The organism is Pseudomonas sp. LBUM1651 (assembly GCF_059716135.1).
On record NZ_CP166805.1, the window covers coordinates 4,776,187 to 4,794,200 of the forward strand.

Below are 18,014 nucleotides of genomic sequence, written 5' to 3' on the forward strand. Positions count from 1 at the left end.
CTCCTTATAAAGGTCCGAGGACGACGGTGATCAGGGTCAATACACAGACGTACAGGGCGCAATCGAATAACGCTTCGTGCCAGATCCAGCGGCCGGCCGGGGTCAGGCGCAATAGCAGGCGCAAGGCCCCGGTGACGAACAGCGCCAGCAGCACATAAATCAGAAACGGGCTGAGCAGCACACCGCCTACCGACCATTCACGCAAGCCCATGGCTTTGCTCCTGTTGACGGCACCACGCGCGCCAGCTGTTCTGCAACTGCAGCACGGCGCCCTGGGCCAGTTTCACAGCATCGCTGGGCGGTAACGCGTACAAGGTGTTCAAGAATTCTTCGCTGGGCTGTTCCAGGGCATCGGCACAACGACCGCTCGGGCCTTGTTCGAGGACTTTTTCCAGCGCCTCAAGATAGCGTCGCTGCGGCGCACTGACTGGCACCTGCGCCACCGCCAGGCTCAAGCGCAAATGCAGCAGTTCGTCGCCGATGTCCAGACCGAGCAAGCCGTCATCCCAGCGACTGCGCGCCGGCTCCGGTAGCTCCGGATAGTGCCGCGCCAGTTGCAGCAAACGGTCGGCCATGCGTCCGCCGAACCAGCTTTCAGCGCCAGGTAAATTGCGCCGGGTCAGGCGCACCAGATCGTCGAGGGTCGCCGCCAGCAAACGCCGACCGTGCCAGGCCGGGTTGCGCAGGATCAGCAAGTGAAACGCCAACACCGCCGCGCCAACGCCCATCACCATGGCTTGAGCGCTGTTGAAGAATGTTGCGACGTCGAACTTCATCGCATTGAGCGGCGAGACCAGCACAATGAAGTGCAGGCAGAACGAAGTGGCCGTGGCGCCGATCTGCGGCTTGGCCATGCCCAACGCACCGAGAAACAACGGCACGCCCATGCCCATGCAGAGCAACTCGAAACCGCTCCATTGCGGCAGCAGAATCTGCCCGACGATAAACGCCGACGGGATCGCCAGTAAAATCCCGCGCATGAAACTCATGCCGATCTGCGCGCCGTTCTCGCGACTGGCGAACAGGCTGCACACCACGCAGGTCAGCACCAATGCGCCTGAGGCGGCGGGCCAGGCAGTCGCCAGCCAGAAACACGACACCACCAGAAACGCCAGGGCACTACGCGCCCCGAAGACCAGCGCCAATGACAGGTCGCGGTGCGGCGTCAGGGTGCGCGGCGGGTCGACGGTTTCCTTGCCCTCCTCCACCGCACTCAATGCCGCGTTCGCCGCCATCGCGGTATCCATCAGCAACGTGAAACGGACCAGGCAATAACTCTGCGCGGAGCTGATCTGCGGGTCATGGGACGCATCGAGCAAACGCGGTCGCAAGGCTTGCAACGTCGCGGTATCCGGGCTGGCGAGCGCTTCCTGAACTTCGGTCATCCACGGCGTCAACTGTTCGGCTTCCTGCGGTTCCAACTGCTTCCACTGACGGTGCACTGAACGAGCGATGCGCAGCAGCATCAACAGTTTCTGACTCAGTCCGCTGATGGCCCGCGCACGTTGCCGGCCCAGCCCGCCTTCGAACCAGGCGTGCTCGCGCTGGGCATTCACCGCGACGATTCGGCCGAGGATTTCCAGCAGCCCTTTGCGCGCCTGACCTTCGCCGGCCAATGTTGCGCGTGCGGCATTCATCCCGCTCTGCCACGCCGCTCGCGCCTGATCCGCCAGTTGTCGCTCGACCCGCATCGGCCACAACAACGCACTGGCGGCGGTGGCGCAGAGAATGCCCAGACAGATTTCCGTGCAGCGCGCCACGGCTTGATCGAACACCGTCAGCGGGTGGGTAATGGCCGGCAACGCGATGATTGCGACCGTGTAACCGGCCAGCACAAACGAATAGGACCAGGCACTGCGCAGCAAGGTCGAACTCGCCGTACACAGCCCGAGCCACAACGCCAATGCCAGAAGAAACAACCACGGTGTCTGTGCGAACAGGCTCATGAACACCACCGACATGATCGTTCCGATCAGCGTCCCCAACAGGCGCGCCAAGCCCTTTTGCACCACCATCCCGGACAGTGGCTGAGCGACGATGAACGCCGTCATCAACGCCCAGGCCGGTTGCTCCAGCCCCCAGCGCAATGCCAGCCACAGCGCGAGGCCGCCGCCGAGCAGGGTCTTGATCGCGAACTGCAGGGCACGGCGGTCGGGCGCAAACAAAGCCTGCAAAGTGATAGGCACGTAAAGCACTCTTCAAAGGACGATTTAACGATAGCCGGGTTCGTCCAAGTCATTTGAATGAGCCACTTGAATATCAAATTATTAGCTGGCTATCTATCTCCCGTCCAGCGCTAAATCCAGGCATAAAAAAACGCCAGACTGGCTGGCGTTTCTGACAGGCTTTGCGCGCTTACGAGCGTGCGCGAGCCTGGTTACGCAGGGCTTTCACCTGATCGTGATTGCGTTGCACACCGTGGTACTGACGCTCAACCAGGTCACGAATGCCCACCAGGTTGTGCTTGTTGATTTTTTCCATGGCTTCCTTGTAAGCCTTCAGCGCATGGTCTTCACCGCGTTCGGCTTCGTTCAGCACGGCTTCTTCATCCTTGCCGGTGAACATGGCTTTCACGTCGACCCAGCGACGGTGCAGATCACCGCTGACGCTGGTGGAAGTTTCCGGATCGCCACCCATCGAACGCACGGCAGCTTGCAGTTCCGAAGCCGCAGTGGCGCAGTCGGCGGAACGGGCGATAAAGAGCGTTTTCAGCTCTGGGTGCTTGATGTCTTCAGCGCAAGTCTTGAACCCTTCCTGACCGTCTTTGCTGGTTTCGATCAGGTCATTGAGTACAGAGATCGCTTCTTTCTTCATGTCGGTCATTTTCAATTCCTCACGGGTTGATGAAAGATGCAATAGCTGTTGCACCCCGCATGCCAGCTTTGAATTGATAACTTATTTCTTATATTTCAATTACTTAACTTTTATTCAGAAATCTGTATCCGCGTTATTTGCATGATCTGTCAATTGGCCTGCATGCAGAATGCCTGTATTTTCCAGACTGACTGATTCAAGACGACTGATTGATGAACCCTGAAAAGCTCGAACTGCTGATTACCCGTGAAATGCCCTTCGGCAAATACAAGGGCCGCATCATTGCCGACCTGCCCGGTCCTTACCTTAACTGGTTCGCCCGGGAAGGTTTCCCCCATGGCGAATTGGGCGGATTGCTGGCCCTGATGCAGGAAATCGATCACAACGGCCTGTCGGAGTTGCTTGAGCCGCTACGCGCCAAACATGGCAAACCCGCCCCTCGCCACTGAGCCGTCCCCATGCCCGATAACCTCCGCCGCGCCCGTGATGAAATGTTTTGGCAGACCTTTGCCGACCGCTATGCCGTCGAACCCGGCCCGATAAACCTCGAGAACGGTTACTTCGGCCGCATGTCGCGCACGGTGGTCGAGGAATACCAACGCAACATCGAACTCATCAACCGCAGCAACTCGGTGCATGTGCGCCAGCGCTTCGAACAGGGCGAAAGCCTTGCGATCGCTGGACAGCTCGCGGAACTGATAGGCGTGACGGCCGAATCCGTGGCCTTCACACGCAACGCGTCGGACGGTCTGCAATCGCTGATCCGCAATTACAATCGCCTTCAACCGGGCGATCAGGTGTTGATCTGTGATCTGGAGTACGACACGGTCAAAGGCGCCATGCGCTGGCTCGCGCGTCATCGCGGCGCTGAAGTGATCGAGATCGATCACGCGCACCCCGCCAGTTTCGACAGTTTGCTGGCCACTTATCGAGATACCTTCGCGCGTTATCCAAAGCTCAAGCTGATGGCGCTGACCCACGTCACTCACCGCACCGGGCTGGTGATGCCGGTGAAGGCCATTGTCGCTGCCGCCAGGGAACACGGTATCGACGTGATCCTCGATGGCGCTCATGCACTGGGCCAGATCGAATTCAACCTCGATGACCTCGGCGTCGCGTTCGCCGGTTTCAACCTGCACAAATGGATCGGTGCACCGCTGACCCTGGGCTTCATGTATATCGCTCCGGAGCGCCTGGCCGACATCGATCCGGACATGGGCGAGATGCATTTCCCGGTCACCGACATTCGCGCCCGCACGCCATACAGCACCCCCAACATCCCGGCGTTGCTGACCTTGCCGCTGGTGTTCGAGGAGCATCGGGCCATGGGCGGTTCCGCCGCCAAGGGTGCACGGCTCAATTACCTGCGCAACCGTTGGGTCAGCGCAGTGCGTGATTTGCCAGGCATCGAAGTCATGACCCCGGATGACCCTCGACTGTATTGCGGCATCACGTCGATGCGCTTTACCCGGCATGTCGATCAGCAGGCAATGGCCGAGCGACTGCTCAAGGACTACAACCTGTTTACCGTGACGCGCAGCGGTGCAGCGTCTGGCCCGTGCATCCGCATCACACCGGGGCTGACCAACACTGCGGCGGAGATGGATAGGCTGAGCAACGCATTGAACGAGCTGCGCTGACGTCACACGGTGTACTTGTCGAAGTCCTCCGGCTTGATCTGCGATGACGCCGCAAACGTGTCGATGCCGATGGTCATGTGCCCGAAAAATCCGTCTTCTTTCGAGTCTCGACTGAGGGTGTGAACGGTCAGGGTCGAGGCTTCGCCGCCCATGGTTTCATAGAGAACGTCCTGATCGTTGGTCAATGGTGCGACGGTTCGGCCGCTGTATTGCCGGGTGTTGAGCACCGAGCGCGAGGCCACTTCGGGGAAGTACAGCTGGCCAACCCAGGCGACATGCCGCTCTTCGAGATAGTTGTTGCCAGCGGTGACTCGGACAGCGACGTGGATGTGCAGCGCGCGTCCGGCATAGAAACCCGGATAGATCGTGGTAAAGCGCACGATGCCTTTCTGATCCGTAAACTGTCCGCCGCGCAGGTACGTATCGTCGTCGGTACGCGGGATCGCGCCGATATCGCCGTCGTCGACTTCCTTGTCCGGATCGATCCTGCTCCAGCCCGAATACGCACCACGCGCATTGCAATGCCAGATATCGACGATGGCGCCGGTGACCGGCTGACCGGTCATCGCATCGACGATCGTCAGTTTCAGCACCAGAGGAATGCCGTCCATGCCTTCACTGATGTTTCGTCTGATCAGTTTCGGGTTTCGAAAATACGGGCCGGCGATCTGTTCGGGTGACAGCAGGCAAGCCGGTTGTGCGGATGTCACCGAGGTGTTGTCGTCCATGACGTTCTCTCTTCCATAAGATGAACGCAGGTTAACGCCGGACGAGCGGCGAGATGCGGTAACTATGTATCGCATGATTTCTATTGTAGGAGCGAAGCTTGCTCGCGATGGACGTCAACGATTAAGAGTGCTAACTGATTAAACGCGTTGCCATGACGTTTTTCGCGAGCAAGCTCGCTCCTACAGGAGGTTTTGTGCGGGCAAAAAAAAACGGTGCACCGACCAAGCGCACCGTTAAAGCCGTAGAACACACAACGAAGTGTCAGGTAAAAACAGATCAGTCCAGCAGCGCCAAGGCCTCGGCAGTGCATTCCTGAATGCGGGCCCAGTCGCCGTTCTTGATCCACTCCGGATCAAGCATCCAGCTACCGCCCACGCACATCACGTTTTTCAACGCCATGTAGCTCTTGATGTTGGCCGGGCTGACGCCACCGGTAGGGCAGAATTTCACTTCGCCGAACGGGCCGCCCAGGGCTTTGATCGCCGCGACGCCGCCGCTGACTTCCGCCGGGAACAGTTTGAAGCGGCGATAGCCCAGACCGTAGCCTTCCATGATGCCCGAGGCGTTGCTGATGCCCGGCAACAGCGGGATCGGACTGTCGACGCTGGCTTCGAGCAAATCACGGGTGATGCCCGGCGTGACGATGAACTGCGAACCGGCAGCTTCCGCGGCGGCCAGCATGTGGCGATCGAGCACGGTGCCGGCGCCGGTCACCAGTTCCGGACGCTGCTCGCGCAGGATCTGGATGGCCTTGAGGCCGAACTGCGAACGCAGGGTCACTTCCAGGGCTGTCAGGCCACCGGCCGCGAGGGCGTCGGCCAGCGGCAGCACGTCCTGTTCGCGAGCGATGGTGATCACCGGCAGAATCCGCGCCTTGGCGCAGAGGCTGTCGATCAGGGCAACTTTGTCCGCCATGGAAACGGTCGGGGATGGGGTTGTCATAGCGGCTGTTCCTTGGCTCATGGGCACCAGTAAATCTCTAACGTAGGTTGCAGAAACGCGCGAATCGGCATGGCGGCGACATCGTCACCGGCCAATGCGGCACTCAGGGTGGTCAGCTTTGACTGACCGGAAATCGATAGAACGGTGTGTTTGGCCGAGGCCAGCAGCGCGCGACTCATGGTCAGGCGCTGATGCGGCACGGTCGGTGCCAGCATCGGGTAGCAACGACGTTTGCCGTCGACCTTCAAGGCGTCGGCCAGGTTCGGGCTGTTCGGGAACAGCGACGCGGTGTGGCCGTCGTCGCCCATGCCCAGTACCAGCACGTCGATAGCAGGCAACTCGGCGAGCAAACGGTCGGCTTGCTCGGCCGCTTGTTCAAGGTTGGCGCTGGCGCTATAGAGGCTCAGAAATTGAGCCTTGGCCGCCAGACCTTGCAACAGGTAACGCTTGAGCAGACCGGCGTTGCTGTCGGCGTGTTCCACCGGCACCCAACGCTCATCAGCCAGGGTCACGACGACCTTGGACCAATCCAGCTTCTGCTTCGCCAGGATCTGGAAGAACGCCACCGGGCTGCGTCCACCGGACACCACCAGCGTCGCGGTCCCGCGAGCGTCGATAGCGTCACTCAGTTGCTTGGCCACATTCAGCGCCAAACCATCGGCCAGCAACACCGGGCTCTTGAACTCATGGGCGCTGACGCCCTGAGGCAGTTTCAAATTAGATATCGCCATACCACGACCTCCCGTCCCGCGTGATCAGAGCAATGGAGCTCATCGGTCCCCAGGACCCGGCCGCGTACGGCTTGGGCGCATCACCGGATTTTTTCCACCCGGCGATCAACTGGTCACACCACTTCCACGCGGCTTCGATTTCATCTTTACGGACAAACAGGTTCTGATTGCCGCGCATCACTTCCAGCAACAACCGCTCGTAGGCATCGGGAATCCGTGCGCTGCGCCAGGTGTCGGAAAAATTCAGCTGCAACGGACCGCTGCGCAGCTGCATGCCCTTGTCCAGGCCTTGCTCTTTGGTCATCACACGCAAGGAAATGCCTTCGTCCGGTTGCAGGCGGATAATCAGCTTGTTGCTGATCTGCAGGCGCTGCTCCGGGGCGAAGATGTAGTGCGACGGTTCCTTGAAGTGGATGACGATCTGCGACAATTTCTGCGGCATGCGTTTGCCGGTGCGCAGGTAAAACGGCACGCCGGCCCAACGCCAGTTGCGGATGTCGGCACGCAGGGCGACGAAGGTTTCGGTGTCGCTCTGGGTGTTGGAATTCGGTTCTTCCAGGTAGCCCGGCACCGGTTTGCCTTCGCTGTAACCGGCGATGTACTGGCCGCGCACCACTTGTGTGGTCAGGCCTTCCGGGCTGATCGGCGCCAGTGCCTTGAGCACTTTGACTTTCTCGTCGCGGATGCTGTCGGCTGACAGGTCGGCCGGCGGGTCCATGGCGATCAGGCAGAGCAGTTGCAGCAGGTGATTCTGGATCATGTCCCGCAGCTGACCGGCCTTGTCGAAGTAACCCCAGCGGCCTTCGATCCCGACCTTCTCGGCCACGGTGATTTCCACGTGGGAGATGTAATTCTGGTTCCACTGGGTTTCGAACAGGCTGTTGGCAAAACGCAGGGCGATGAGGTTTTGAACGGTCTCTTTGCCCAGGTAGTGGTCGATGCGGTACGTGCGGTTCTCCGGGAAGAACTGCGCCACGGCGTCGTTGACCTTGCGCGAGGATTCGAGGTCCGAACCGATGGGTTTTTCCAGCACCACACGGGTGTTTTCGGCCAGACCGACCTTCGCCAGGTTCTCGCAGATCGCACCGTAAACAGCGGCCGGCGTGGCGAAGTAGGCAATCACTCGCTGGGCGCTGCCAGCCATTTCGGCCAGGGCCACATAGTCTTCGGACTTGAGGAAGTCGACATGCAGGTAGGTCAGGCGGGCCAGAAAGCGTTCGACCACCGCTTCGTCCAGCTCTTTGGCGCCGACGTAGCGGCGCAGCTCTGAAGCGATGAACGCCAGATGCTCCTGCTCGCTGCCGGGCTCACGGGCCAGCGCGATGATGCGCGTGTCCTCGTGCAACAGGCCTGCGCCATCGAGTTGATAGAGGGCAGGAAACAGCTTGCGCAAGGCCAGATCGCCAAGCGCGCCGAACAAGGCAAAGGTGCACGGTTCAACCGTAATCGAAGGCATGATGTTTGTTCTTTTATCAAGTTAAGCTACAAATACCTTTTTTCAAGGCATCGCTCAAGAGAAAATGTAGTAATAACCACAACATTTTCGCAAAATACAGATTCCGAGTGGTGGTCGGTCGGAGCCATCAGTAGGATAGGCCACCGCTTGGGGCCGCATCAAAGGCCCAATTTGCATAGCCGAGCCCTTATTTGCATTGCAGAACCTAGGAAATCATATGGACCGCGTGCGAAATTTACTGGAACAGATCCAGAATCGCCTTGAAGACCTGAACAAGGCGGAACGCAAAGTCGCCGAAGTGATCCTGCTCAACCCACAGCAGGCCACCCGGTTCAGCATCGCCGCCCTCGCCCAGGCCTCCAAGGTCAGCGAGCCGACAGTGAACCGTTTCTGCCGCTCGTTCGGCGTCAGCGGCTACCCGGAACTCAAGCTGCAACTGGCCCAGAGCCTGGCCAGCGGCGCGGCGTATGTCAGCCGTGCGGTCGAGGCCGACGACAATCCGGAAGCGTATACCAAGAAGATTTTCGGCAGCGCCATCGCGTCGTTGGACAGTGCCTTGCAAGCCCTGGACCCGAACCTGATCAGCCGCGCCGTCGACCTGTTGATTCAGGCCCGGCAGATCCACTTCTTCGGCCTCGGCGCCTCGGCCCCGGTGGCACTGGATGCGCAGCACAAATTCTTCCGCTTCAACCTTGCCGTCACCGCCCATGCGGATGTGTTGATGCAACGGATGATTGCTTCGGTGGCCCACACCGGCGAGTTGTTCGTGATCATTTCCTACACCGGCCGCACCCGCGAACTGGTGGAAGTGGCGCGTATCGCCCGGGAAAACGGCGCTTCGGTGCTTGGGCTGACAGCCGAAGGTTCGCCGCTGGCCAAGGCCAGTACGCTGAGCCTGAACATTCCGCTGCCAGAAGACACCGACATCTATATGCCGATGACGTCGCGGATCATTCAGTTGACGGTGCTGGATGTGCTGGCGACCGGCATGACGTTGCGCCGCGGTGTGGATTTCCAGCCGCATTTGCGCAAGATCAAAGAGAGTCTGAATGCGAGTCGGTATCCGGTGGGGGATGAGTTCAACTAGCTCCTCTATTGCCTGCCAGGACCTCTTCGCGGGCAAGCCTCGCTCCTACAGATTATCGGCGCTCTCGCGACTGGCGTAATCCTGTAGGAGCGAGGCTTGCCCACGAATGCGTCGGATGCAACACCGCGAATTACGCCCCGACCCTTGCCTGCAAACTCAAATGCGCCTTCTGGCCCGGCGCCAGGCTCAGACTGTCCGTCCCGCCACTCGCGGCCTCCACACAGACAAACTCCGAAATCTCATTCCAGCTCACCCCCAGCAACGGTCGTGAACCCGGGTGCCAGACCACCGTATCCGCATCATCCCCGGTATCAATGCACAATTCCCGCTGCCAGGCGTGATCCTTGAGCTGCAATTCGCCGTCATGCTGGAACACCCGCTGACAGCCGCCCTCCACCCGTAACTCGCCTTCCTGCTGACAAACCTGGCGGTTCAACTGGTCATAACCTTGCGCACCATCGAGCCCAGACAGCGCTATCTCACCAACGTCACCGATACGCCAATAGGCATGCAACGCCTGGCTCAATTGGCACGGCAGGCTGTCCTGATGCTCGGTGCTCAGGCGCAAATCCATGCGTTCGCCAAGGTGGGCATGCAGGTCCACTTGCCAGTCGCACAACTGCAACTGCCAGTGCAGGCGCACGCCATCGTCGTCATGGCTGCTGTCGAGCAGTTTCCAGTCCAGCAACCGCGCCCAGCCATGGGATGGCCACGCGTTTTCGCTCGGATGACGGCCGTACCACGGCCAACACACCGGAACGCCGCCACGAATCGCGCCAACATGCGGCCACTTCGCTGCGCACCAAAGCCAGGGTTTCTGCCCTTTGGGCTGGAAGTGCAGCAATTGCGCGCCCTGCCGACTGAACACCGCCTGACACAGCGGATGATCGATCACCAGCACATCGCGCATCTGATAGCGCTCCCACGCAAACACCGGACGTTCGCGCAAGGATTTGAAGAAGCGTTGTAGCGGATGCTCATGCATGTGCCACGGTCCTGAAAATCATGGGTGTACTCATACTTTTGTGCCCAGTGAACCACTGTGGCGAGGGGGCTTGCCCCCGTTCGGCTGCGAAGCAGTCGTCAAACCATAGTTTGCGGTGTACCTGATACACCGCGCGGTTGCTAATTCTGGGGCCGCTTCGCGACCCAACGGGGGCAAGCCCCCTCGCCACAGCAAGCCCCCTCTCCACAGGTCTTCATAGACCCTACACAAAAAAAAGCGGACAGCCTGGGCTGTCCGCAAAAATGCGCACATAGAGAGGAGCTTATCGCAACAGCGTTAGAACACCGACTGAATTTTCAAGCCAGCCACCAGCGCATTGTCGACTTCATCCACACCGCCCGGGTGAGTGATGTATTGCAGGTTAGGACGCACGGTCAGCCAGTTGGTAACGTGGAAGCCGTAGTTGATCTCGTAGTTGTATTCAGTGTCACGCAATGGCGCAAACCGCGGATCTTCGTACTGGGTGACACCATTGGAGGCATTGACCAACTCGGCGTTTTTCTTCACGTCATCGTTGACATGGATACGGGCGAAACCGATACCGACGTCATCTTTTGGACGCGCATCGAACGGGCCCTTGTACACAAGCATCAGCGACTGGTAGTTGTCGACGATGTTGGTGTCCTTGTCGTGGAACGTGGCGTTCGCCGAAACGGTCAGGCCGCGGCTCTTGTCGCCGTTGTGGTCGGTCAGCTGTTGCTGTGCCACAAACCAGTAGCCGGATTTACTGTCGTGGCTGCGGTAAGCATTGCCGCTGGTGGCCGCGTCATTACCGTTGGCGTCTTCACGAACGTCATCGGCGTTGGCCGTGCTTTTGTAGTAACCGACACGGTATTCGCCCGGCAGGTTGTTCGGGTTAGGCAACCAGACCAGTTCGACCGGCAACACGGTGCCTTTGGTACCACTGCCGCTGAGCTTGAAGCCGTTACCGTGCTCCAGTTGCGACGGGTTCTGGTTGTAGGCGCCGATCTGCGCATAGAACTCAGGCGAGATGTTGTACTTCACGCGGATCGCGGCCTGGCTGACCGGCCAGTTGTACCAGATGTTGGTCGCCCAGTTACCCACTTGGGAACCGCAGAACGCCAGGTTCTGGAACTCGCAAGGGAAGGTGTTGAAGTCTTCGCCTTCGCCGAAGTAACCAGCCTTGACGTCCAGTTTACCGTCGAGGAACTGGTGCTTGATCCACAACTGGGTCAGACGGACCATATGGCCGCGACCGTAGACTTCCTGGGAAGAACTCAAGGTGCCGGCACGCGGGTCGCCGACACGGTCATTGGAGATGTTCTCACCGTTACGGTTGGTCAGCTGGATCTTCGCTTGAGTGTTATCCCAGCCCCACAGCTTTTGCAGATCCAGCGCCACGCCCAGGCCAAACTGGTCGGAGTAACGCGCCGTCTTGTCGTTGTTGTAGCCGCCGTGGAGGTTGCCGCCCACTTCACCGACGTAGTCCATCTTGATGTCGATACCCTGCTCGATAAGCCTGGTCCGTTCGCCACCCCAATCACCGGTCATCCATTCGGAATCGGCGCTGAACGCGTCAGCCGCGTGCACACTGCCGGCCAGCGTCATTGCCGCAATCGCTGACAACTGGCAGATAAGCTGAGCGTTGTTGTTCTTCTTCATCCCTACATCCTCGTTTTATTGTTATTAACTGTTTTTATCTAACGCGGTTACATCGGTTGCGAAGAGCGACAGGCCGCTCACCGCATATCCCCCCCGTAGGAGCGAGCTTGCTCGCGAAAAACCTGAGGACAACGCGTTGATTCAGGCAGCCCACGTCATCGTTAACGTCCATCGCGAGCGAGCTCGCTCCTACAGTTTCTGATCTTCAGCGGCCTTTGAATTGGGCTACATTGGCACTGTGAGCCTCGGCTTTCGGAACACCGGCCACCCCCAGGCGCTCCCCGGTCTTGGCATCAAAAAGCAGCACTTTCGATGGATCGAATTGCAGCGTCAGGGTCTCGCCCACGGCCGGCGCAACGTCCGGCGCCAGGCGGCAGCAGACCTTGGTTTCATTGAGATTGACGAACACCAGCGTGTCGGGACCGGTCGGCTCGGTGACCTGGACTTCAGCGCGAATGGTCGGCAAGCCGTTCGGCTCGCTGCCCGCCAGCACGATCTGTTCCGGGCGCATGCCGAGGATCACTTCGCGGTCTTCCAAACCCGCATCCTGCATGCCCAACGGCAATTCGCAGCGCGCCTGACCGCTGTCGAGCAGCGCCACCAGACGACCGTCCTTGCGCTGCAAGCGCAGGGGAATGAAGTTCATCGGCGGCGAACCGATGAAGCTCGCCACGAACAGGTTGGCCGGGTTGTTGTAGATGTCTTTCGGCGTGCCGAACTGCTGAATGATCCCGTCCTTCATCACCGCCACCTTGTCGCCCAGGGTCATCGCTTCGATCTGGTCGTGGGTCACGTAGACCGTGGTGGTTTTCAGGCGCTGGTGCATCAGTTTCATTTCGGTGCGCATCTCGACGCGCAGCTTGGCGTCGAGGTTGGACAGCGGTTCGTCGAACAGATAAATCTTCGGCCGCCGCGCCAGGGCACGGCCCATCGCCACGCGCTGTTGCTGACCACCGGAGAGCTGACCGGGTTTGCGGCTGAGCAGGTGTTCGATCTGCAACAGCTTGGCGACGCGGGCGACTTCTTCGTCGATTTCGGCGGCCGGCATTTTGCGAATTTTCAGGCCGAAGGCAATGTTGTCGCGCACGCTCATGGTCGGGTACAGCGCATAGGACTGGAACACCATGGCGATGTCGCGATCTTTCGGGCTCATGCCGCTGATGTCAGCGTCATCCACCAGGATCGCGCCGCCGCTGATGTTTTCAAGTCCCGCGATGCAGTTCATCAGTGTGGATTTACCGCAGCCCGACGGACCGACCAGGATCAGGAACTCACCGTCATCGATCTTCAGTTCGATGTTTTTCAGGGTGTCCGGCAAACCGGCGCCGTAGGTCTTGTTGACGTTGCGTAATTCGAGAGTTGCCATGTTTCTACCCCTTGACCGCGCCGGACGTCAGCCCACGCAGGAAATACTTGCCAGCGAATATGTAGACCAGCAGTGTCGGCAGCCCGGCGATCATCGCGGCGGCCATATCAACGTTGTATTCCTTGGCCCCGGTGCTGGTGTTGACCAGGTTGTTCAGGGCCACGGTAATTGGCTGGGCATCGCCACTGGCGAAGACCACGCCGAACAGGAAGTCATTCCAGATCTGGGTGAACTGCCAGATCAGGCAGACCATCACGATCGGGATCGACATCGGCAGCAGGATCTTCCAGAAAATCGTGAAGAAGCCTGCGCCATCCAGGCGTGCAGCCTTGACCAGCGCATCCGGAATGCTCACGTAGTAGTTGCGGAAGAACAGCGTGGTGAACGCCAGGCCATAAACCACGTGCACCAGCACCAGACCGGTGGTGGTGTTGGCCAGGCCGAACTTGCCGAGGGTGAACGAGGCTGGCAGCAGCACGGTCTGGAACGGCAGGAAGCAACCGAACAGCAGCAGGCCGAAGAACAGTTGCGAACCGCGGAAGCGCCACATCGACAGCACGTAGCCGTTCATGGCACCAATGAAGGTGGAGATCAGAACGGCTGGCACGGTGATTTTCACCGAGTTCCAGAAGTAGCCGCCAACGACGTCCCAGGCCTTGATCCAGCCGATGCCGTCAATCACTTGCGGCCAGCTCAGCAGGTTGCCGGTGCGGATGTCTTCCGGGGATTTGAAACTGGTCAGCAGCATCACCACCAGCGGGATCAGGTAGATCGCCGCGGCCAGCAACAACGTTGCGTAAATGGCGATGCGGCTGAAGCTGATACCCGGTTTGCCAAGTTGATTACTCATGGCGCTTGCCTCGCAATTCGGAGTACAGGTACGGCACCAGAATCGCCAGGATCGCGCCGAGCATCATCATGGCGCTGGCCGAACCAATGCCCATCTGGCCACGGCTGAAGGTGAAGGAATACATGAACATCGCCGGCAGGTCGGACGAGTAGCCGGGACCGCCAGCCGTCATCGCCGCCACCAGGTCGAAACTCTTGATCGCGATGTGCGCGAGGATCATGAAGGCGCTGAAAAACACCGGGCGCAGGCTCGGCAGAACGATCTTCAAGTAGATGGTCGGCAGGCTTGCACCGTCGACTTGCGCGGCACGGATGATCGATTGATCGACACCGCGCAGGCCCGCCAGGAACATCGCCATCACAAACCCCGAGGCTTGCCACACGGCGGCGATCACCAGGCAGTAAACCACGCGGTCCTGATCCACCAGCCAGTCGAGACGGAAGCCTTCCCAGCCCCAGTCACGCAGCATTTTGTCCAGGCCCAGGCCCGGGTTGAGCAGCCACTTCCACGCCGTACCGGTGACGATCATCGAGAGCGCCATCGGGTACAGGTAAACGGTGCGGATAAAACCTTCCTTGCGAATGCGCTGGTCCAGCAGCACCGCGAGGAACACGCCCAAGACAAGGCTGATGCCGATGAACATGCCGCCGAACACCGCGAGGTTCTTGCTCGCGACCCACCAGCGATCGTTGTCCATCAGGCGGATGTATTGCTGCAGACCGACCCATTTGTAGCTCGGCATGAAGCTCGAATTGGTAAAGGACAGTACGAATGTCCAGATGATGTAACCGTAGAAACCAACCAACACGATGAGCATGCTTGGCGCGAGTACCAACTTGGGTAACCAGCGTTGCAGCGCATCGAACGGTGAGGCTTTGCTGAAAACCGCCACAGAGCTCATCGGGATAATCCAGGTGAAGAGAAATAAAATCGGCACGGATCTTTGTAGGAGCCGAGCTTGCTCGCGATAGCGGTGTAACAGCCGACATCTGTTTTGAATGTCAGTCCGTCATCGCGAGCAAGCTCGGCTCCTACAAGGGGTCACTCGGTGCCGGGGATTACTGGGCAGCTTTCACAGCCGATGCCAGTTGGGCGCTGGCCTTGGCCGGGTCAGCATCCTTGTCGTTCATGAAGTTGGTGACCACGTCGAAGATCGCGCCCTGCACGGCCAGGGAAGTGGCCATGTTGTGCGCCATGCTCGGTTGCAGGCCGCCGGTCTTCTCGTCCGCCAGGAAGTCTTTGGCGGCCGCTTGAGCGCAGGAATCGAAGCCCAAAGCGCTCATGTCGTTGAGCATGTCGGTGCGCACCGGGATCGAGCCTTTGTTGATGCTGAAGACTTTCTGGAAGTCTTTACCCAGAGCGACCTTGGCCAGGTCCTGCTGAGCGGCGATGTCGCCCTTGCGATCAGCTTTCAACTTGAATACAGCCATCGAGTCGATGTTGTAGGTGAAGGCTTTTTCGGTGCCCGGGAATGGCACGCACTGGTAATCCTTGCCGGCGACTTTCTTGGCCGCGGTCCATTCGCTTTTCGCCCAGTCGCCCATCATCTGCATGCCCGCCTTGCCGTTGATGACGTCGGCGGCAGCGATGTTCCAGTCACGACCGGCGCGGTTCGGGTCCATGTAGCCAGTGAGTTTTTTCAGCTCGGTGAACGACTTGGTCATCTCAGGCCCGGAGAGGGTTTTCTGATCCAGGTCCACCAGGGCTTTTTTGTAACCGTCGGCGCCCATGACCGAGAGCACCACGTCTTCAAACACGGTGCTGTCCTGCCAAGGCTGGCCACCGTGGGCGAGCGCGATGAAGCCGGCGGCCTTGAGCTTGTCGCCAGCGGCGTAGAATTCTTCGAGGGTGGTCGGGGCTTTGTCGATGCCGGCTTTCTTGAACACTTCCGGGTTGATCCACAGCCAGTTCACGCGGTGAATGTTCACCGGAACGGCAACGTAGTCACCTTCGTACTTGACGGTGTCGGAGACTTTCTTGATCAGCAGGTTATCCCAGCCTTCGGACTTGGAAACGTCTTTCAGTGCATCGGTGCTGAGCAGGCCAGTGCTGCCCCACTCCTGGATGTCCGGCCCCTTGATCTGGGCAACGCCCGGCGGGTTACCGGCGACGGCGCGGCTTTTCAGTACGGTCATGGCCGTGGAACCGCCACCCCCGGCGACTGCGCCGTCCTTCCAGGTGAAGCCGTCTTTTTCGACTTGAGCCTTGAGGACGTCGACCGCTGCTTTTTCACCACCCGACGTCCACCAGTGAACGACTTCCACAGAACCTTTGGAGTCGGCGGCAAGGGCACTGAGGGGAAATGCACTGAGGGGAAGCAGCGACGCGAGAGAAATGACAGTAGCGAGGCGAGAAATCGCATTCATCTGGAAGTACCTTTCTTGTTGTTATGCATGCAAGTCTGGTGCTTGCGCTGCATAGGATTTTAAACAGGATTCATCCCTCCACAGGTAACGAAGGGACGCGTGAATGTCACCGCATGGTTACATAGAACCGCTCTGGGACAACCTCGCCAAGGCACTGGCCATGCTCGGCGCCAGCGGCAGGCGCGGTATCAACACGGCTTGCCAGGCATGGTAGAGATCGGGTTTGCCAGCCCAGATATCGGCGCTCGGGCGGTTCTGCGGATCGAGTTCATGGTGCCAACTGCCACCTTCGCGATCGATGAAATGACTGTCACAAAATTCCCAGAACAGCCGGTACCAGGTTTCGTATTGCGCCTCGCCCGTGCATTTGAGCAGCGCGCTGGCGGCGGCGCTGGCTTCGCAATGGGTCCAGTGCAAACGATGGCGAACCACTGCGCGGTTGTCCCAATCGAGGGTGTAGACAATCCCGGGCAGCCCGTCGACATCCCAGCCGTGACGGCAGTTGTGCTCGAAGAGTTTTTGCGCGTCGGTGACGAGCCAGCCCGGTGTCAGCATCCCCGCCTGCACCCGCGCCGCTTCGAGGTGCAGCAATAGCCGCGCCCATTCGAAACCGTGGCCCGGCGTGGTGCCGTAAGGACGAAAACCGTCGGCCGGGTTGTCGTGGTTGTACTCGCGCAACGGCTGCCAGTCGCGGTCGAAATGCTCGACCACCAGATAATCGTTAGCGGCGGCGTGACCATGGATCACGCGCTCGACGATCCGTTGCGCGCGGCACAACCAACGGTTGTCTTCAGTGACATCGGCCAGGGCGAGGAAGGCTTCGGTGGCGTGCATGTTGCTGTTGGCGCCGCGATAGCGTTCTTCTTCACTCCAGTCGCGGTTGAAGGATTCGCGCATCGCGCCCTCCTCCTCGCTCCAGAAATGCGTGTCGATGATACTGATCGCGTCATCGAGCAAGGCTTGCGCGCCGGGACTTTGCGCGACCACCGCAGAGCTGGCCGCCAAGGCGACAAACGCGTGCAGGTACGCCGCTTTGCCGGTGTTGCCGTCGCGGTGTTCGGGGGCGGCGAACCAGCCACCGTATTCGGCATCCTTTAATGGGCCGCTGAGGGCCTGGACGCCGTGATCCACCAGCTCGGCGAAACCCGGCAGGCCCTGGATGTGCGCCATGGCAAAGCTGTGGGTCATGCGCGCGGTGTTCATGGTTTCGGCGTGGGCGTTGGCTGGGAGCCGGCCTTTTTCATCGAGATTGCCGAAGCCTTCGGGGAGCTTCGACGCCTTGGCAAACGCCAGCAGGCGCAGGCCTTCGGCGACGAGCCATTGCTGATGGGCCGGTGCGTTCAGCCAACTGCTGAAGGCGGCTTGGAAGGTGTCCATGGGGTGCCTTTTTTGTTGTTATGACTG

The 18,014-nt window shown here is 59.7% G+C and carries 17 protein-coding genes; 3 read left to right on the forward strand and 14 right to left on the reverse strand.

Annotation, left to right across the window (positions count from 1 at the left end; all coding sequences use genetic code 11):
- Nucleotides 1-4: 4 nt before the first annotated feature.
- From ACA066_RS22405 to ACA066_RS22415, 3 genes are all read right to left on the reverse strand, one after another.
- Nucleotides 5-211, reverse strand: a complete 207-nt coding sequence (locus ACA066_RS22405) for a DUF1656 domain-containing protein (protein WP_497696683.1) — start codon at nucleotides 209-211, stop codon at nucleotides 5-7.
- Nucleotides 198-2,186 (reverse strand): FUSC family protein, encoded by a 1,989-nt coding sequence (locus ACA066_RS22410; protein WP_497696684.1) that lies wholly within the window; start codon nucleotides 2,184-2,186, stop codon nucleotides 198-200. Before ACA066_RS22410 ends, ACA066_RS22405 begins: the two co-directional genes overlap by 14 nt.
- Before the next feature lie 169 nt (nucleotides 2,187-2,355).
- Entirely contained in the window at nucleotides 2,356-2,823 is a 468-nt protein-coding gene (locus ACA066_RS22415; protein WP_497696685.1) for a ferritin-like domain-containing protein, read from the reverse strand.
- 203 nt (nucleotides 2,824-3,026) lie between these two features.
- Between ACA066_RS22415 and ACA066_RS22420 the strand changes: the two genes are divergently transcribed.
- Together ACA066_RS22420 and ACA066_RS22425 are read left to right on the forward strand one after the other, a co-directional pair.
- On the forward strand, nucleotides 3,027-3,263 hold the full coding sequence (locus ACA066_RS22420; RefSeq protein ID WP_003213031.1) for a DUF3820 family protein: 237 nt from the start codon (nucleotides 3,027-3,029) through the stop codon (nucleotides 3,261-3,263).
- A 9-nt stretch (nucleotides 3,264-3,272) separates the two neighbouring features.
- The gene (locus ACA066_RS22425; RefSeq protein ID WP_497696686.1) at nucleotides 3,273-4,454 is read left to right on the forward strand and encodes an aminotransferase class V-fold PLP-dependent enzyme; all 1,182 of its coding nucleotides are present in this window, start codon (nucleotides 3,273-3,275) and stop codon (nucleotides 4,452-4,454) included.
- Nucleotides 4,455-4,456: 2 nt separating this feature from the next.
- On the opposite strand, the gene ACA066_RS22430 is transcribed toward ACA066_RS22425, so the two are convergent.
- The 4 genes from ACA066_RS22430 to zwf all read right to left on the reverse strand — a co-directional run bounded on the left by ACA066_RS22430 (nucleotide 4,457) and on the right by zwf (nucleotide 8,312).
- Complete coding sequence (locus tag ACA066_RS22430; RefSeq protein WP_497696687.1) at nucleotides 4,457-5,182, reverse strand: intradiol ring-cleavage dioxygenase; 726 nt, start codon at nucleotides 5,180-5,182, stop codon at nucleotides 4,457-4,459.
- A 277-nt stretch (nucleotides 5,183-5,459) separates the two neighbouring features.
- The gene (locus ACA066_RS22435; protein WP_017340425.1) at nucleotides 5,460-6,125 is read right to left on the reverse strand and encodes a bifunctional 4-hydroxy-2-oxoglutarate aldolase/2-dehydro-3-deoxy-phosphogluconate aldolase; all 666 of its coding nucleotides are present in this window, start codon (nucleotides 6,123-6,125) and stop codon (nucleotides 5,460-5,462) included.
- Nucleotides 6,126-6,142: 17 nt separating this feature from the next.
- On the reverse strand, nucleotides 6,143-6,856 hold the full coding sequence (gene pgl, locus ACA066_RS22440) for a 6-phosphogluconolactonase (protein WP_497696688.1): 714 nt from the start codon (nucleotides 6,854-6,856) through the stop codon (nucleotides 6,143-6,145).
- Complete coding sequence (gene zwf, locus ACA066_RS22445; RefSeq protein ID WP_017340427.1) at nucleotides 6,843-8,312, reverse strand: glucose-6-phosphate dehydrogenase; 1,470 nt, start codon at nucleotides 8,310-8,312, stop codon at nucleotides 6,843-6,845. Before zwf ends, pgl begins: the two co-directional genes overlap by 14 nt.
- Nucleotides 8,313-8,538: 226 nt before the next feature.
- Here zwf and ACA066_RS22450 point away from each other — a divergent pair, with 226 nt between their 5' ends.
- Nucleotides 8,539-9,399, forward strand: a complete 861-nt coding sequence (locus tag ACA066_RS22450; protein ID WP_175649041.1) for a MurR/RpiR family transcriptional regulator — start codon at nucleotides 8,539-8,541, stop codon at nucleotides 9,397-9,399.
- A gap of 130 nt (nucleotides 9,400-9,529) precedes the next feature.
- Here the strand turns inward: ACA066_RS22450 and ACA066_RS22455 are convergent, their stop codons facing one another.
- The 7 genes from ACA066_RS22455 to ACA066_RS22485 all read right to left on the reverse strand — a co-directional run bounded on the left by ACA066_RS22455 (nucleotide 9,530) and on the right by ACA066_RS22485 (nucleotide 17,987).
- On the reverse strand, nucleotides 9,530-10,384 hold the full coding sequence (locus tag ACA066_RS22455) for a D-hexose-6-phosphate mutarotase (RefSeq protein WP_497696689.1): 855 nt from the start codon (nucleotides 10,382-10,384) through the stop codon (nucleotides 9,530-9,532).
- 297 nt (nucleotides 10,385-10,681) lie between these two features.
- A complete protein-coding gene (locus ACA066_RS22460; RefSeq protein WP_497696690.1) occupies nucleotides 10,682-12,028 on the reverse strand; it encodes a carbohydrate porin in 1,347 nt (448 codons plus the stop codon).
- 205 nt (nucleotides 12,029-12,233) lie between these two features.
- Nucleotides 12,234-13,394, reverse strand: coding sequence for an ABC transporter ATP-binding protein (locus ACA066_RS22465; protein ID WP_497696691.1), 1,161 nt, complete (start codon nucleotides 13,392-13,394; stop codon nucleotides 12,234-12,236).
- 4 nt (nucleotides 13,395-13,398) lie between these two features.
- On the reverse strand, nucleotides 13,399-14,244 hold the full coding sequence (locus ACA066_RS22470) for a carbohydrate ABC transporter permease (RefSeq protein ID WP_214378147.1): 846 nt from the start codon (nucleotides 14,242-14,244) through the stop codon (nucleotides 13,399-13,401).
- The gene (locus ACA066_RS22475; RefSeq protein WP_007902369.1) at nucleotides 14,237-15,145 is read right to left on the reverse strand and encodes a carbohydrate ABC transporter permease; all 909 of its coding nucleotides are present in this window, start codon (nucleotides 15,143-15,145) and stop codon (nucleotides 14,237-14,239) included. Before ACA066_RS22475 ends, ACA066_RS22470 begins: the two co-directional genes overlap by 8 nt.
- Before the next feature lie 157 nt (nucleotides 15,146-15,302).
- Complete coding sequence (locus ACA066_RS22480; protein WP_497696692.1) at nucleotides 15,303-16,610, reverse strand: ABC transporter substrate-binding protein; 1,308 nt, start codon at nucleotides 16,608-16,610, stop codon at nucleotides 15,303-15,305.
- Between the two features lie 117 nt (nucleotides 16,611-16,727).
- Nucleotides 16,728-17,987: a D-mannose isomerase gene (locus tag ACA066_RS22485; RefSeq protein ID WP_497696693.1), complete on the reverse strand. Its 1,260-nt coding sequence runs from the start codon at nucleotides 17,985-17,987 to the stop codon at nucleotides 16,728-16,730.
- Between the last annotated feature and the right edge of the window lie 27 nt (nucleotides 17,988-18,014).